The 14,907-nt window shown below is 65.4% G+C and carries 15 protein-coding genes; 6 read left to right on the forward strand and 9 right to left on the reverse strand.

Going from position 1 to position 14,907, the window contains the following annotated elements; all coding sequences use genetic code 11:
* Positions 1-14 precede the first annotated feature (14 nt).
* From G432_RS13030 to G432_RS13040, 3 genes are read right to left on the reverse strand one after another with little or no spacing between them, the layout of a single operon-like run.
* Positions 15-980 carry a formylglycine-generating enzyme family protein gene (locus G432_RS13030; RefSeq protein WP_015459286.1) on the reverse strand — a complete coding sequence of 322 codons (966 nt, stop codon included), beginning with the start codon at positions 978-980 and terminating at the stop codon, positions 15-17.
* Entirely contained in the window at positions 980-1,459 is a 480-nt protein-coding gene (locus G432_RS13035) for a YidH family protein (protein WP_015459287.1), read from the reverse strand. Before G432_RS13035 ends, G432_RS13030 begins: the two co-directional genes overlap by 1 nt.
* 27 nt (positions 1,460-1,486) lie before the next feature.
* Positions 1,487-2,020: a DUF4136 domain-containing protein gene (locus G432_RS13040; protein WP_015459288.1), complete on the reverse strand. Its 534-nt coding sequence runs from the start codon at positions 2,018-2,020 to the stop codon at positions 1,487-1,489.
* Positions 2,021-2,268: 248 nt separating this feature from the next.
* Here G432_RS13040 and G432_RS13045 point away from each other — a divergent pair, with 248 nt between their 5' ends.
* On the forward strand, positions 2,269-2,943 hold the full coding sequence (locus G432_RS13045; RefSeq protein WP_015459289.1) for a hypothetical protein: 675 nt from the start codon (positions 2,269-2,271) through the stop codon (positions 2,941-2,943).
* Between the two features lie 7 nt (positions 2,944-2,950).
* On the opposite strand, the gene G432_RS13050 is transcribed toward G432_RS13045, so the two are convergent.
* Positions 2,951-3,382 carry an EF-hand domain-containing protein gene (locus tag G432_RS13050; RefSeq protein ID WP_015459290.1) on the reverse strand — a complete coding sequence of 144 codons (432 nt, stop codon included), beginning with the start codon at positions 3,380-3,382 and terminating at the stop codon, positions 2,951-2,953.
* Between the two features lie 319 nt (positions 3,383-3,701).
* On the opposite strand from G432_RS13050, the gene G432_RS13055 reads away from it, so the two are divergent.
* Both G432_RS13055 and G432_RS13060 read left to right on the forward strand, forming a co-directional pair.
* The gene (locus tag G432_RS13055; protein WP_015459291.1) at positions 3,702-4,349 is read left to right on the forward strand and encodes a response regulator; all 648 of its coding nucleotides are present in this window, start codon (positions 3,702-3,704) and stop codon (positions 4,347-4,349) included.
* A 131-nt stretch (positions 4,350-4,480) separates the two neighbouring features.
* The gene (locus G432_RS13060) at positions 4,481-6,022 is read left to right on the forward strand and encodes an arylsulfatase (protein ID WP_015459292.1); all 1,542 of its coding nucleotides are present in this window, start codon (positions 4,481-4,483) and stop codon (positions 6,020-6,022) included.
* Positions 6,023-6,135: 113 nt separating this feature from the next.
* Here the strand turns inward: G432_RS13060 and G432_RS13065 are convergent, their stop codons facing one another.
* Positions 6,136-6,879 carry a hypothetical protein gene (locus tag G432_RS13065; protein ID WP_051128738.1) on the reverse strand — a complete coding sequence of 248 codons (744 nt, stop codon included), beginning with the start codon at positions 6,877-6,879 and terminating at the stop codon, positions 6,136-6,138.
* Positions 6,880-6,969: 90 nt separating this feature from the next.
* Here G432_RS13065 and G432_RS23745 point away from each other — a divergent pair, with 90 nt between their 5' ends.
* The gene (locus G432_RS23745) at positions 6,970-7,263 is read left to right on the forward strand and encodes a hypothetical protein (RefSeq protein ID WP_015459294.1); all 294 of its coding nucleotides are present in this window, start codon (positions 6,970-6,972) and stop codon (positions 7,261-7,263) included.
* 84 nt (positions 7,264-7,347) lie between these two features.
* On the opposite strand, the gene paoC is transcribed toward G432_RS23745, so the two are convergent.
* From paoC to G432_RS22595, 4 genes are all read right to left on the reverse strand, one after another.
* Entirely contained in the window at positions 7,348-9,540 is a 2,193-nt protein-coding gene (paoC, locus tag G432_RS13075) for an aldehyde oxidoreductase molybdenum-binding subunit PaoC (RefSeq protein ID WP_015459295.1), read from the reverse strand.
* 3 nt (positions 9,541-9,543) lie between these two features.
* Entirely contained in the window at positions 9,544-10,494 is a 951-nt protein-coding gene (locus G432_RS13080; protein ID WP_015459296.1) for an FAD binding domain-containing protein, read from the reverse strand.
* Positions 10,491-11,126, reverse strand: coding sequence for an aldehyde dehydrogenase iron-sulfur subunit PaoA (gene paoA / locus G432_RS13085; protein WP_015459297.1), 636 nt, complete (start codon positions 11,124-11,126; stop codon positions 10,491-10,493). Before paoA ends, G432_RS13080 begins: the two co-directional genes overlap by 4 nt.
* Before the next feature lie 412 nt (positions 11,127-11,538).
* The gene (locus G432_RS22595; protein WP_084673657.1) at positions 11,539-12,471 is read right to left on the reverse strand and encodes an AAA family ATPase; all 933 of its coding nucleotides are present in this window, start codon (positions 12,469-12,471) and stop codon (positions 11,539-11,541) included.
* A gap of 119 nt (positions 12,472-12,590) precedes the next feature.
* Between G432_RS22595 and istA the strand changes: the two genes are divergently transcribed.
* On the forward strand, positions 12,591-14,108 hold the full coding sequence (gene istA / locus G432_RS13095; protein ID WP_015449228.1) for an IS21 family transposase: 1,518 nt from the start codon (positions 12,591-12,593) through the stop codon (positions 14,106-14,108).
* Positions 14,095-14,823, forward strand: coding sequence for an IS21-like element helper ATPase IstB (istB, locus tag G432_RS13100; protein ID WP_015449229.1), 729 nt, complete (start codon positions 14,095-14,097; stop codon positions 14,821-14,823). The genes istA and istB overlap by 14 nt, the downstream gene beginning before the upstream one ends.
* Positions 14,824-14,907 lie beyond the last annotated feature (84 nt).

Here is a 14,907-nt window from a genome sequence, read left to right on the forward strand (position 1 = left end):
GGCGACGGGCGCGGCTATTCCCCCGCGCCTTCCCGATACACGCAACGGAATCCGATATGGGAGGTCGGCGTGTCGATAGGATGCGCATGCCGGGCGGCGGGCCGGTAACGCCGGCAGTAGCTGGGCGCGCAGAGATGCGATCCGCCCTTCAGCACGCGGCGGGGGATGGGGATCGGATCGCCCGGCGCCACGCTTCCGGCCTCGGTTGGCGGGCGGGGCCGATCCCCGCCGCAGCAGCTTTTGGCGGCGATGCGCGCGCCGGGGAGCGACCACCAATCCGCCGTCCATTCCCACACATTGCCGATCATGTCGTAAAGGCCGTGGCCGTTCGGCGGATAGGTGCCCACCGGCGACGTGCGCAGCCAGCCGTCCTCCAGCCGGTTTTCCATGGGAAACGCGCCCTGCCAGGTGTTCGCCATGGCCTTGCCGTCGGGCATCAGGACATCGCCCCAGGCATATTCCGCGCCTTCCAGCCCGCCACGCGCGGCATATTCCCATTCGGCCTCCGTGGGCAGCGCCAGCCCGGCCCAGGCGGCATAAGCCTCGACATCGGCCAGCGCGACATGGACGACGGGATGGTCGTCCAGGCCGTCGAGGCTGCTTTCCGGCCCCGTGGGATGCCGCCAGTCCGCGCCGGCCGTATATTGCCACCATTGGGTGATCGGGCCGTGGAGGGCGACGGGGGCCGAAGGCTGCACGAACAGCAGCGATGCCGGAACAAGGTTTTCGGGAAGCGCACCGGGATAGTCGGCCGGGTCCGGGGCGGTCTCCGCGACCGTCACATGCCCGGTGGCGGCCACGAAGCGCGCGAACGCCGCGTTCGTCACCGGCATCCTGTCGATCCAGAATCCGTCCACGCGGGCGGGGCGGCACGGCCGCTCCTCGGGATAATGATCGTCCGATCCCATCGTGAAGCGGCCGGCGGGAATCCAGGCCATATCGCGATCGGCCACGGCCGGCATGGCCCCGGCGGTCGCCATCAGAACGGCCCGATATGGAAGATGGCGCGCAGGATCGCGAACAGGCCGACGATCAGCAGGGCGCCGGCGATCAATGTCGTCGACGATAGCTGGAATTGTGCCATGTTGTGGATCAGCCCCAGCCGATAGAGGCGGTTGCGCCGTTCGCGCAGCATCCTGATCGAGCGCACATGGTTATAAAGGCCCAGGCACAGCATCACCATGCCGATGGCGATCAGCACCGCGCCGAACCGGCGGGGCGCGGCGCTCATCATCTGGTCCTTCAGATAATTCTCCTTCAGCGTCTGGAAGAACTGGAAGACGGTGAAGCCGAAGGCGATCAGCGAGAGCGAGGTGCGGACGACCGACATCAGCGTGCGGTCGCTGCTCATCTCCGTGCGGAAAAGCGATAGCGCGGTGCGATTGGAGGAAAGTTCCTCCGAAGGATCGCCGCCGATCAGGGAATCAGCGTCGCCGGGGGGAACGGGTGGTTCGTCCATATCACGTCTCCGATCGGCGGGCCGGCGCTATCGGGCCTTGGGCGGGGGCGGCGGGAAATTGGCGAGCGCCGCGTCGACCGCGACGTCGATCATCGCCGGATCGGGCTTGTTCCGGTTGATCTCCTGCGTCGCGGTGCCGTGCCAGACCGGCTTTTTCGTGGCGACGTCATATATGTCGATGGTCAGGGTGCCGTCGGTCACGTTGCGCACGTCGACATCGTGATATCCGCCCCAGCCATAGCCGAAGCGGGGGAAGAAGGGGCCGTAAGGGCCGTAATCCGTCACCTCCACCCTGTCGCGGGCGCCGAGCGTGAAGGCTATGGCGAAATCGCCGTTCGCCGATTGCGTGAAGGATCGGGCGGCGAGCGACCGGTCGATCGACGCCTTCACCCGTTCGAACAGCAGCGGGTTCATCCCCTGCGGAACGCCGGAAAATACCCAGCTATAGGATCGGTAGCGGCTGAAATCCGCCGTCGGATCGGAGTCGTAATTGACCCGCGGGGTCGATGCACAGGCGGTTGCCACAAGCAAGGCGGCAATGCCGAACCAACGCTTCGCCATCGATTCCCTCCATGGCTTCCGGTTGTCGTCATTATGGGGCAGCGGAAGCCGCCATACCTATCGGGAAGAATACCGAGATCGCCTGAGATCAGTCCGGATGGCGTGGGGCGGCCACCAGCGCTGCGGGAAGGCCGGCCCCGCCGCGAGGACGATCGGGACGTTGCCGGGTCGCGGCGCGGGTTTTCCCCGATGGCGAAGCGCGCGCGGGCAATCGAAAAGCAAGGGGAGGAGTGAAGGGTGCCCGCCCGATGGATGAAGAGGCCGAAACGATCGAGGCCGCGCAGCGGCGCCACGAACGGCATCTGGACCTGGCCGAGATCATCGCCGCGCTGGTGCTGTCGGTGGCGGCGTTCCTGACCTCTTGGGCAGGCTTCCAGGCGGCGCTCTGGGATGGCGAGCAGGCGGCCGCCTATACCCGCGCCGGTGCCGCCCGGGTGGAGGCGAGCCGGCTTGCCATGCAGAACGGCCAGTTGGAGGCCGTGGACCTCTTCCTTTTCTCGCAATGGCTCGATGCCGTGGCGCAGGAGGAGCCAAGGTTGCAGGCTTTTTACCACCGGCGCTTCCGGCCCGCATTCCGGCCGGCCTTCGATGCCTGGATCGCCTTGAAGCCGCTCCACAACCTGTCGGCGCCGCCCACGCCCTTCGCGATGACGGACTATGCGATGCCGTTGCGGAACGAGGCCGCGCGGATGGAGCGCGAGGCGGACAGGCTGTTCGCCGATGGCGAGCGGGCGAACAATATCAGCGACGCCTTCGTCCAGGCGACGGTGATCCTGGCCCTGGCGCTGTTCCTGGGCGGCATCGGCCAGACGTTCAAGCGGCCCAGGGTCCGGCTGGCGCTCATCAGCCTGGCAGCGGTGGCGTGCATCGTCGGGCTGGTCCAGCTGCTGCAGCTTCCCGCGCTGCGCCTCACCATGGGATGATGGCCGGTCAGCGCCCGTGGGCTGCGCGCAGGGCCGCGATCTCGGCCTGCGTCACCGCTCCATCCTTGTTGGTGTCCGCGCGCGTGAACATCGGCATGGGCGCCTTGGCCAGTTCCTCGCGCGTGACCTGCCCGTCCTTGTTGAGATCGGCTTCGGCGATCATCGCGTCCAGCCGGGCGGCGATCTGCGGACGGCTGGACGCGCGGGGGAAATCCGCCCGGCTGACCACGCCGTCGCCATTATGGTCGAGCTGGGCGAAATGGCGAGATCGCGCCGCCGCATATTCCGCCTGCGTCACCTTGCCGTCCTTGTCGGCATCGGCCTGCTCGAACGCCGCCGCCGGATCGCGCTGGCGCATCTGCGCCCACCCGATCACCGGCGCGGCCAGGAGGGTCGCGGCCGCCGCCAGATGTCCGCCGAAATAGAGGGAACGCAGCATGGTCCGAACTCCCGCTGACGAGATGGTCGCAGGGAAATTAGCCGCCTCCGCCTGAGCGCGACATCGGGACTTTCCCGGTGGAATGCCTCGTATATCTTCCGGGCGCGCCTGCCTTGGACGGGATCGGGCGCCGCCCGTGCGGGGGTAAATCCCTATGGTCTTCGCCCCCGCTTCGGGTGATCCTTCGTGAATCGGCGAGCCGGAGCAACCGGCCGGAACAAGTGGAGGGAGTAGTGCGAGGAGCACGATCGACCATGCAGGCCCTGCGCTGTTTCCCGCCGGATCGCTCCACGGCAAGGCCGGGCTGAGCGGAGTGGGCATGGGACCTCCCCAGCGCCGCATCCTGATTGCGGACGACCATGAGGTGCTGCGCCGTGGCGTGCGCACCTTCGTGGAGAACCGGCCCGACTGGATCGTGGTGGGCGAGGCGGCGGACGGCCAGAGCGCGCTCGATCTGGCGCTGGAATGCAAGCCGGACATCGCGATCGTCGATTATCTGCTGCCGATCCTCAACGGGCTGGATCTCACCCGCCGCCTCAAGCGGGAGCTGCCGCGCGTCGAGGTGCTGATCTATACCATGCACGATCGGGAGGATCTGATCCTCGAGGTGCTGCGCGCCGGCGCGCGCGGCTATGTGCTGAAATCCGATACGGGCGGTCACCTGCTGGGCGCGATCGAGGCGCTATCGGTGCACAAGCCCTATTTCTCGGGCGCGATATCGGAAACCCTGCTCGATCGCTTCCTCGAGGCGGATCAATCGGCCAGCGGCACCACCCTCACCCAGCGCGAGCGCGAGGTGGTGCAGCTGATCGCGGAGGGCCGAACCAACAAGGAAATCGGCCACGCCCTGCACATCAGCGTGAAGACCGTGGAAACGCACCGCGCTTCCTCCATGCACAAGCTGAAGCTGAAGACGACGGCCGAGCTGGTGCGCTACGCCGTGCGCAACAACATCGTCCAGGCCTGAAGCCCTCCCTTCGATGCGCCGGCGCCCGCATGCCTAGGGCATATCCGCGCGAAGGGAAGGGTTTGTCCCGATAGGATCGTCGCCGGCCGGCTGCGATGTTTTCCCCGATCCTCTGCGACGGGAGATTCGCGATGCCGAAGGGTAAACCCAATATATTGGTGATCTGGGGCGACGATATCGGGATCAGCAACCTCAGTTGCTATTCCCACGGCCTGATGGGGTATCAGACCCCGAATATCGATCGCCTCGCCAGGGAAGGCACGATGTTCACCGACAGCTATGGCGAGCAGAGCTGCACGGCGGGCCGTTCCTCCTTCATCACCGGCCAGAGCGTCTATCGCACCGGCCTGTCGAAGGTCGGCCGTCCGGGCGGACGCGAAGGGCTGCAGGCGGAAACCGTCACGATCGCGGACCTGCTGAAGAACCATGGCTACGCAACCGGCCAGTTCGGCAAGAACCATCTGGGCGACCGCAACGAATTTCTGCCCACCCTGCATGGCTTCGACGAATTCTACGGCAATCTCTACCACCTGAATGCCGAGGAAGAGCCGGAGATGTACGATTATTATCCGGAAAAGGATTTCCCCAACATCCGCAAGACCATCGGCCCGCGCGGCGTTCTCCACTGCTTTGCGCAGGACAAGGAGGACACGACCGAGGAGCCGCGCTGGGGCAAGGTCGGCAAGCAGAAGATCAAGGATACCGGCCCTCTGACGAAGGAGCGCATGGAAACCTGCGACGACGATTTCGTCGAGCATGCCCGCGCCTTCATCAAGAAGGCGCATGCCGATGGCGTGCCTTTCTTCGTGTGGCTGAACACCACCCACATGCACATGTTCACGCACACCAAGAAGGAAAGCCTGGGCCAGGCCGGCCGCTGGCAATCGCCTTATCATGACACGATGATCGATCATGACGGCAATGTCGGCCAGATGCTCGATCTGCTCGATGAACTCGGTATCGTCGACGACACCTTCGTCATGTATTCGACGGACAACGGCCCCCATCGCAACTCATGGCCCGATGGCGGCACCACGCCGTTCCGCAGCGAAAAGAACACCAATTGGGAAGGCGCCTTCCGCGTGCCGCTGCTGGTGCGCTGGCCGGGCAAGGTGAAGGCCGGCCATGTCGCCAACGGCATCGTCCAGCATCATGACTGGCTGCCCACCTTCCTGGCGATCGCGGGCGAACCCGATGTCGTGGAAAAGCTGAAGAAGGGCCACGAGGCCAATGGCAAGACGTTCAAGAACCACATCGATGGCGTGAACCTGCTGCCCTATCTCACCGGCGAGGAAGAGGAGAGCCCGCGCAAGCTGTTCTTCTATTTCAGCGATGACGGTGACGTGCTGGGCGTCCGTTACGACAATTGGAAGATCGTGTTCATGGAGCAGCGGGTGCGCGGCACCATGCAGGTCTGGGCCGAGCCCTTCGTCCCGCTCCGCCTGCCCAAGCTGTTCAACCTGCGGACCGATCCCTACGAATATGCCGACATCACGTCGAACAGCTATTATGAATGGTTCCTCTATCACGACTATATCCTGTTCGGCGCCTACGGGTTGGCGGACAAGTTCGTGCAGACGTTCAAGGATTTCCCCCGCGTGCAGAAACCGGGCAGCTTCACGATCAGCGATGCCCTGGCCAAGCTGTCGGAACCGGCCGCCGGTTCCAGCTGAGCGGGAATCCGGCAATGGCGGGGCGGAGGCCGGAAGCGGCCTTCGCCCCGTTGCCGTTCGGATCGGTATCGGTTGCGTGCGTGCCCTGGCGATTCCGGGGGAGATCCGGCCTGTCAGCGCTGGTCGATCGGGGCGGCCTCATATCCCGGCGGATATTTCTGCCAGCGATATCCCGCACTTCCCTCCGCCCTGCCGAGCTCGAAGAGCTGGCGCATATAATCGGTATCGAATTCCTGGCGGTGCGGCACGTTGAAGCTGCTGGGGATAAAGGCCAGGTTGTAATCGATCCCGTCGCGCTGCGTGGTCACGTAGATGCGGTAGAGATCGCCTATCCCCTGCGTCTGGGTGAGCGAGGCGACGGCGCGCGCGGCCACCGGCAGGGTGCGCCGTTCGACGCTTGCCCAGTCCGGGTCCAGCCGGGCGTTGCGGATGATGTAGAGCGTGCGCTTGCGCGCCACGATATGGCCGTGCAGCGCGGCCTTCGCCGCCGGCGGATAGAGGAAGACCTGCGCGATTGTGCCGCCGTCGACATGCATTTCCTGGTGGCGGACGCCGTCGACGGTCACGTCGATCATCACCGGCGGGAAGGCGCCGGGGATCGACGCTGACGCCACGAGTATCTTGCGGAACAGCTCCGGCGCGCGCGGATCCTTGCTGGCGGCGATCGCCGTCATGTTCCAGATCACCGGCTCCAGCGCGTCCAGGTCCGCCGTGGCCACCAGCAGCAGCCGCCCCTTGGCATATTCGCGGGCGATGGCATCCAGCATGGTCTGGTCGACATAGCGTTCCACAAGCTGCATCAGCGGCGTCGAATCCGCCATCGCGTCGGCGAAGAAGCCTTTCAGCAGACCCCGCATCCGGAAGACGTCGCGTTGGGAGATGGTGGTGTAGACCCGCGCCAGCTCATCGTCATAATCCGGCCCTTCTACGATCTGTGCCTCTAGGGCATGAACAACGATCTGCGCGGCTACGAGGCGGGGCGCTATCGCGACGGCGCCACCTGGGCGGCGCAGGCCGAGATCCGCCAGCACCTGTTCTGGCGGATCGGCGCGGTCGTCTTCGGCGGTGTCGGCGGCGTCTCCCCCAGCCTCGGCCATCTTACGGACACCAAGTTCCTGCCCGCCGGGGGAGGCGGCCTGCGGTTCCAGCCATCGCGGAAGACCAATGTGAACCTCCGGCTGGATTTCGCGGTGGGCAAGCATTCCAACGCGCTCTATTTCAGCATTGCGGAGGCGTTCTAAGGGCGATCGACCTTCGGGATTGTCGGAAGGGCGGTCCACCGATCCGAAGGTGGCGGTCTGGCTACGCGAAGGAGGCGCGGACGGTCAGACCGAAAGGGGCATCCCGGCGATCAGCTTGTCGAGCGTGACGGGATAATCGCGCACGCGCACGCCGGTGGCGTTGTAGATCGCGTTGGCGATGGCCGCGCCCACGCCGCACAGGCCCAGCTCGCCCACGCCCTTGGCCTTCATCGGCGAGGATATGGGATCGACCTCGTCGAGGAAGATCACTTCCTGGTGCGGGATATCGGCATGGACGGGCACTTCATAGCCGGCAAGGTCGTGGTTGACGAAGAAGCCGAAGCGCTTGTCGACCGCTAGCTCCTCCATCAGCGCCGCGCCCACCCCCATCGTCATCGCGCCGATCACCTGGCTGCGCGCGGACTTGGGGTTGAGGATGCGGCCGGCGGCGCACACCGCCAGCATCCGGCGCACCCGCGTCTCGCCGGTGAAGCGGTCGACCCCCACCTCGACGAAGTGGCTGGCGAAGGTCGACTGCTGATATTTGCGGTGGAGATCGCCATATTCGATCAGGTCTTCCGCCGCGATCGGCCCGTCGCGGGCGGCATCCGCCAGCGGCACCGATCGATTGCCGCTGGTGACGCGCCCGTCCGCGAAATCCGCGTCGGCGTTGAAGCCCAGCTTCTGGGCCACTGCCTCGCGCAGCTTCACGCAGGCGGCATAGACGCCCGCCGTCGCGTTGTTGGCGCCCCATTGCCCGCCCGATCCGGCCGAAACGGGGAAGTCGGAATCGCCGAGCTTTACCACCACCCTGCCGATATCCACGCCCATCATCTCCGCCGCTGTCTGGGCGATGATGGTATAGGTGCCGGTGCCGATATCGGTCATGTCGGTTTCCACCGTGACGCGGCCGTCGTTTTCCAGCCGCACCCGCGCGGCGGATTTCTGCAGCAGGTTGTTGCGGAAGCCCGCCGCCACCCCCATGCCCACCAGCCAGCGCCCGTCCCGAACCGCGCCCGGCGTGGCGTTGCGCCTGCCCCAGCCGAAGCGCTCCGCCCCCTGGCGCAGGCAGGCGACGAGCTGGCGCTGGGAAAAGGGGCGTTCCGGCTTTTCGGGATCGACCTGGGTATCGTTGAGGATGCGGAATTCGATCGGGTCCATGCCCAGCTTTTCCGCCATCTCGTCGATGGCGACCTCCAGCGCCATCAGCCCCGGCGCCTCGCCGGGCGCGCGCATGGCATTTGCTTCGGGCAGGTCCAGCACCGCAAGGCGCAGCCGGGTCATCCGGTTGGCGCCGGCATAAAGCAGCCGCGTCTGCTGCACCGCCGTTTCCGGCCCGCCGCCGGGCAGATCGCCAGACCAGCTTTCATGGCCGATCGCCGTGATCCTGCCGTCCTTCGTCGCGCCGATGCGGATGCGCTGGATGGTTGCGGGGCGGTGGGTGGTGTTGTTCGCCATCATCGGCCGGGCGAGCGCCACCTTCACCGGCCGTCCCGCCGCCTTGGCGCCGAGCGCGGCCAGCACGGCATCGGCGCGGACGAACAGCTTCCCGCCGAAGCCGCCGCCGATATAGGGCGAATCCAGCCGCACATTTTCCGGCGCGATGCCCAGGTTCCGCGCGACATCGCCCTTGCCCCAGTTGATCATCTGGTTCGAGGTCCAGAGCGTCAGCCTGTCGCCCTCCCAGGCGGCGATGGAAGCGTGCGGCTCCATCATCGCATGGCTTTCGTCAGGCGTTCGATATTCGGCGTCGAGCTGGACGGGCGCCGCGGCAAAGGCACCGGCGAAATCACCCACCAGCGAATCCTCGTCGCCCTTCGGCATGGTGGCGGCATCCTTCGCGGCGGCAAGGTCGAACGCGCCCTTGGTCCGGGCATAATCCACCCGCACCAGATGCGCGGCGGCGCGCGCCTGCTCGAACGTCTCCGCGACGACCAGCGCCACCGCCTGATGATAATGCTCCACCTCCGGCCCCGCGATCAGCCGGGCGGTGTTCATCTGGCCCTTGCCGAGCTTGCCGGCATTGCCGGCGGTGACGATCGCGAGCACGCCCGGCGCCGCCTTCGCCTCGGCCAAGTCGATCGCCACGATCCGCCCCTTGGCGATCGCCGCGCCCAACACATGGCCATAGGCCTGGTTGGGGATCACGTCGTGCCGCTCATAGGCATAAGGGGCCGTGCCGGTGGTCTTCAGCTTGCCGTCGATGCGGTCCAGCGGGCGGCCCACCACCTTGCCGCGATCGATCGGGTTGGCGCCTGCCGGGGTCTCGAACTTCATGGCTCAGGCCCTCGCTTCGTCGATCGCCGCGGCGATGGTGCGTTCGGCCAGCGGCAGCTTGAAGGCATTGTCGCGGGTGGGCCGGGCACCGGCGAGCAGCCCGGCGGCGACCGCCTTCGCCCCGCGCGGCAGTTCCGCCTCGGCCGCTTCCACCCGCCACGGCTTGTGCGCCACGCCGCCCAGCGCGACGCGGCCGCTGCCGTCGCGCCGGATCACGGCGGCAACCGATACCAAGGCGAAGGCGTAGGAGGCGCGATCGCGGACCTTCCGGTAGATATGTCGTCCGCCCGGCGGCTTCGGCAAGGTCACGGCGGTTATCAGCTCGCCGGCTTCCAGCGCGGTCTCGATATGCGGCGTATTGCCGGGCAGGCGATGGAAGTCCGCGATCGGGATGGCGCGGGTCGTGCCGTCCGGCTTCACGGTCTCCACCGTCGCATCCAGCAGCCGCATCGCCACGGCCATGTCGCTGGGGTGCGTCGCGATACAGGCCTCGCTCACCCCGATCACGCCAAGCTGGCGGCTGAACCCGCCGATCGCCGCGCAGCCACTGCCCGGCCGGCGCTTGTTGCATGGCTGGTTGGTGTCGTAGAAATAGGGGCAACGCGTCCGCTGCAGCAGGTTGCCGGCCGTCGTCGCCTTGTTGCGCAGCTGACCCGATGCCCCGGCCAGCAACGCCCGGCTCAGCACCGCATAATCGCGGCGCACCCTCTTGTCGGCGGCGAGATCGGTATTGCGCACCAGCGCACCGATGCGCAGCCCGCCGTCTCCGGCCGGCTCGATCCGGTCGAGCCCGACACCGTTGACGTCGATCAGGTGGGCCGGCGCCTCGATCTGCAGCTTCATCAGGTCCAGCAGGTTGGTGCCGCCGGCGATGAAGCTCGCGCCCGGCGTGCGCGCGGCCGCCCCGGCGGCTTCGACGGGGGTGGCGGCGCGTTCGTAGGTGAAGGGTTTCATGCCTTCACCCCCGCGACTTCGGCCATCGCCTCGGCGATGTTGGAATAGGCGCCGCAGCGGCAGATATTGCCGCTCATCCGTTCGCGCAGCTCCATGTTGGTCGCCCTGGGGCGGGCAGTGAGGTCGGCCGAGACATGGCTGGGAATGCCGGCCTTGATCTCGTCGAGCACCGCGACGGCGGAGCAGATCTGCCCCGGCGTGCAATAGCCGCACTGATAGCCGTCATGCTTGATGAAGGCCGCCTGCATGGGGTGCAGGGCCTCCGGCGTGCCGAGGCCCTCGATCGTCGTGATCCGGTCGCCCTCGTGCATCACCGCCAGCGTCAGGCAGGAATTGATCCGCCGCCCGTCGACGATCACCGTGCAGGCGCCGCACTGGCCGTGATCGCAACCCTTCTTGGTGCCGGTGAGGCGGAGATGCTCGCGCAGCGCATCGAGCAGCGTCGTGCGCGTGTCGAGCTCCAGCGCATGCTCGCGCCCGTTCACCACGAAAGCCACCCTGGCCATCGCCGGCGAAGGCGGGGCGGGCGGCTGTGCCTCCGCCGTCACGGGCACGGCCGTCGCCGCCACGGATGCGGCGCTACCCACCAGCACGGTCCTGCGCGTGAGCTCCAGATCGTCCGCTTCCAGCATGATCCGCCCTCATCTTCATCGCCAATTCCGGGGATCCGACCCGTTCCAAACGCGGCCGGACGCGGATTGTGCCCGCCCGCCGACATCTGTGACGTGCGATACGGGCGCGCGACCGAATCCACCGGATACGCGATCTTGGCCCATCCGCACGCGCGAAGCATGTATCAAAATGTCGATCGGGAAGAGGGCGCGTGCACGCGCCGAGAGGGTTGCCCAAAGACAGCTCTCAAACGTTTCCAGCGTTGTCTGGAAAATGGTGCCAGAAGAGGAACCGCAAAGGCAAATTATCTATTTGATAAAATTAGATTATCGCGATGGGGAGATTGCTTATGCCCCCATTCATGCCCCCAGTCCCACTTTGTGGCTCGGGTTCGAAGACCATTTTGGCGAATGCCGGTCCCGTTGACCAGCCCTAATCCGCGCCGATCAAATCGGGGTTGTTATCGCCCTTGCGTCGGACGCGATCATACACCTCTCGCGCCAGATGCTCTTGCGCTGCTGAGCGAAATTGCTTGTCGCTCATCACGCGGTTGAAGATTTCGTCGTTGCCCTCCATCCGCTGGATGAACAGGTCATCGAGCACGCGGCTGAAGAAAGCCGCGAAGTTCGCTTCGTTGTTCGCCTTTGCCGCTTCAACGATCTTCTCATCCCTCTCAGCGGTGGCACGCACCTGATCGAAGAAAAGCTGGTCGGCCTCGGTGAAGTCCGTCCCAAAGCGCTCGTTCGCCTGCACCATAGCCTTTCCAGTGTCGGCTGGGGCATCTTCGGCATGAACGAATGCCCAGTTGACGAAGAAAAAGCGGATTGCCTGATCCGTGCGGCCATAGTTGGCCTTGCTGATCGTCAGCGTGCGAAGCCCCGTCTCCGCATCATGGTCGAGCGTGACCTGCGACCGCACGGCATTTTGCCATGCGGTCGAGCCGGAATACTGATTCCCGGCCTTATAGCCTTGGCCGTGCTGCTTGTTCGGGTGCCCGATCAGGATGATGGCTGCGCCCGTCTCTCCCGCGAGGCGGTTTAGGGCATTGAGAAAGCGCGTGACGTCTCCCCGATCATTCTCGTTGCCGGTGAACAAGTGTGCAACGTTGTCGAGGAAGACGAGTTTCGCGCCGGTTTGCGTTATCAGGGCCGCTAGCCGATGATATGCCGGAGCCAATGCGAAAAAGCCGCCTTTGGCGAACGTGCATAGCTCAATGTCCAGTTCGCCGCGCAAACTGACTAGATTGAGCCTGCCCGCTAAGCTTTCCATCAGCACACCGAGAGTCCCGCAGATGTGAGCTTGCCGCCAATGGAGTTGGTCTTCATCATCCTCGCAAGTCAGATAAATCGTATTCGCCTGCTCCAACTTGTGGAGCGGCGTGCAAAATTGACCCCCTTAGCGGGGTGATCGGCGTCTAAAATTGACCCCCATCATTCCAGAGTGTGAGGCGTCGCGGCTTGGGCTTCCAGGCGGCGAGGACGGGGATGTTGATTGTGGAGACTATTGCCAAGATACGCAGGGAGCACAGGGACGGTAAGCCGATCAAAGAGATTGCGCGTGATTTACGGTTGTCGCGCAACACGGTGCGCAAGGCGATCCGTGCTCCGGAGGCGGATTTCAGCTACGAGAGGAAGGAGCAGCATCGTCCGCAGACCGGTCCATTTCGCGAACGGTTAGATGAGTTGCTGGCGGAGAACGAAGAGCGCCCCCGGCGCGAGCGACTGCGGCTGACGCGGATTCATGATCTGCTGGAACGTGAGGGGTTCACCGGCTCCTACGATGCGGTGCGGCGCTATGCGGCCCGCTGGAAGCAGGAGCGCCACGCCGGTGGCAGCGGGGATATGAGCAAGGTGTTCATCCCGCTCATGTTCCGGCCTGGCGAGGCCTACCAGTTTGATTGGAGCCACGAGGACGTGGAGATCGCCGGCAAGCCGATGCGGGTTAAGGTGGCGCATATGCGGCTATGCTGGTCGCGGGCGCCCTTTGTGCGGGCTTATCCGCGTGAGACCCAGGAGATGGTGTTTGACGCCCATGCCAGGGGCTTTGCTTTTCTCGGCGGGGTGCCGACGCGCGGCATCTACGACAACATGAAGACCGCGGTGACGACGGTGTTCACTGGCAAGGAGCGGGTGTTCAACCGGCGCTTCCTGATCATGACGGATCATTATGGCGTTGAGCCGGTGGCCTGTAGCCCGGCGGCAGGCTGGGAGAAGGGACAGGTCGAGAACCAGGTCCAGACCGGCAGGGAACGGCTGTTCAAGCCACGTCTGCGGTTTGCCAGCATGGAAGAGTTGAACGCATGGCTGGAGGCCGAGTGTCGCCGATGGGCCGAGCGCTATGCCCATCCGGATATGGAAGATATGACCATCGCCCAGGCACTGGAGATGGAACGACCCTCCCTACAGCCGCTCACCACGCCTTTTGACGGCTTCTTCGAGAGCGAACATGTGGCGAGCTCGACCTGCCTCGTCAGCTTCGATCGCAACCGTTACTCGGTCATGGCCGTTGCTGCCCGGCATGCGGTGCAACTGCGCGCCTATGCCGACCGGGTCGTCATCCGTTGTGCCGGCAAGGTGGTCGCCGAGCATGCCCGCCTGTTCGGCCGCAATCAGACGAAGTTCGATCCCTGGCACTATCTGCCGGTCCTGATCCGCAAGCCAGGCGCATTGCGCAACGGCGCTCCCTTCCAGGACTGGGATCTTCCGCCGGCCCTGGCCCAGCTGCGCCGCAAGCTGGGCAAAAGCGATGACGCAGACCGACGCTTTGTACGGGTACTGGCAGCGGTGCCCGAGGATGGCCTGGAGGCAGTCGAAGCTGCCGTGCGCGAAGCCATGGCGGCGGGCACGGCCAATGACGAGGTCATTCTCAACATCCTGTCGCGCCGACGCGAACCACAGCCTGTGCAGGCGATCAATGTTGTCGTCGATCTCAGGCTCAAGCATCCGCCCATTGCCGATTGCGCGCGCTACGATACGGTGCGAGGCCTCAATGCAGCGGCATGAGATGTTGGCAGCCCTCAAGGGGCTGGGCCTGAAGGGCATGATCGCCGCGTTCGACGATGCCGTCACCAATGGCATCCGCCGTGACCGGACCGCCATGGAGATGCTTGGCGATCTGCTACGCGCCGAAACGGCCCACCGTGAAGCCGCCTCGATCCGGTATCGCATGACTGCGGCCAGGCTGCCGGCCATCAAGGATCTCGACGGCTTTGTCTTCGCCGACACACCGATCAACGAGAGCCTGGTGCGTTCGCTCCATGCCGGCTCGTTCCTGCCGGAACGGCGCAATATCGTGCTGGTTGGTGGCACCGGCACCGGCAAGACGCATCTCGCGCTCGCCATCACCGCTGCGGTGGTCCGCGCCGGGGCCAGGGGCCGGTTCTTCAATACCGTCGATCTGGTCAATCGTCTGGAGGAAGAAACCCGGCAGGCCAAGGCCGGCAGCCTGGCCGCCCAGATGGCCCGCCTGGACGTCGTGGTTCTGGACGAGCTCGGGTATCTGCCGTTCGCCCGGTCAGGAGGCCAGATGCTGTTCCATCTGATCAGCAAACTCTACGAAAAGACCTCGGTGATCATCACCACCAATCTCGCCTTCGGCGAATGGCCTAGCGTCTTCCAGGATGCCAAAATGACGACGGCGCTGCTGGACCGTGTCACGCATCATTGCGACATCATCGAAACCGGCAACGACAGCTGGCGGTTCAAAAACCGAAGCTAAGAGACGGGAAAAACCCCTTCCCCCGGACCCCCATCCCCGGCGGTTACCCCGGTGGGTCCACAGGTACCTCCCGCGGACGCCGCC

The organism is Sphingomonas sp. MM-1 (assembly GCF_000347675.2).
Classification (GTDB): Bacteria; Pseudomonadota; Alphaproteobacteria; order Sphingomonadales; family Sphingomonadaceae; genus Sphingomonas_E; species Sphingomonas_E fennica.

What these genes read in the sequence shown, in the direction of transcription:
- G432_RS13030 (WP_015459286.1), bottom strand. Translation starts at nt 980, where the DNA reads ATGGCGACCGCCGGGGCCATGCCGGCCGTGGCCGATCGCGATATGGCC.
- G432_RS13035 (WP_015459287.1), bottom strand. Translation starts at nt 1,459, where the DNA reads ATGGACGAACCACCCGTTCCCCCCGGCGACGCTGATTCCCTGATCGGC.
- G432_RS13040 (WP_015459288.1), bottom strand. Translation starts at nt 2,020, where the DNA reads ATGGCGAAGCGTTGGTTCGGCATTGCCGCCTTGCTTGTGGCAACCGCC.
- G432_RS13045 (WP_015459289.1), top strand. Translation starts at nt 2,269, where the DNA reads ATGGATGAAGAGGCCGAAACGATCGAGGCCGCGCAGCGGCGCCACGAA.
- G432_RS13050 (WP_015459290.1), bottom strand. Translation starts at nt 3,382, where the DNA reads ATGCTGCGTTCCCTCTATTTCGGCGGACATCTGGCGGCGGCCGCGACC.
- G432_RS13055 (WP_015459291.1), top strand. Translation starts at nt 3,702, where the DNA reads ATGGGACCTCCCCAGCGCCGCATCCTGATTGCGGACGACCATGAGGTG.
- G432_RS13060 (WP_015459292.1), top strand. Translation starts at nt 4,481, where the DNA reads ATGCCGAAGGGTAAACCCAATATATTGGTGATCTGGGGCGACGATATC.
- G432_RS13065 (WP_051128738.1), bottom strand. Translation starts at nt 6,879, where the DNA reads ATGCGGGGTCTGCTGAAAGGCTTCTTCGCCGACGCGATGGCGGATTCG.
- G432_RS23745 (WP_015459294.1), top strand. Translation starts at nt 6,970, where the DNA reads ATGAACAACGATCTGCGCGGCTACGAGGCGGGGCGCTATCGCGACGGC.
- paoC (WP_015459295.1), bottom strand. Translation starts at nt 9,540, where the DNA reads ATGAAGTTCGAGACCCCGGCAGGCGCCAACCCGATCGATCGCGGCAAG.
- G432_RS13080 (WP_015459296.1), bottom strand. Translation starts at nt 10,494, where the DNA reads ATGAAACCCTTCACCTACGAACGCGCCGCCACCCCCGTCGAAGCCGCC.
- paoA (WP_015459297.1), bottom strand. Translation starts at nt 11,126, where the DNA reads ATGCTGGAAGCGGACGATCTGGAGCTCACGCGCAGGACCGTGCTGGTG.
- istA (WP_015449228.1), top strand. Translation starts at nt 12,591, where the DNA reads ATGTTGATTGTGGAGACTATTGCCAAGATACGCAGGGAGCACAGGGAC.
- istB (WP_015449229.1), top strand. Translation starts at nt 14,095, where the DNA reads ATGCAGCGGCATGAGATGTTGGCAGCCCTCAAGGGGCTGGGCCTGAAG.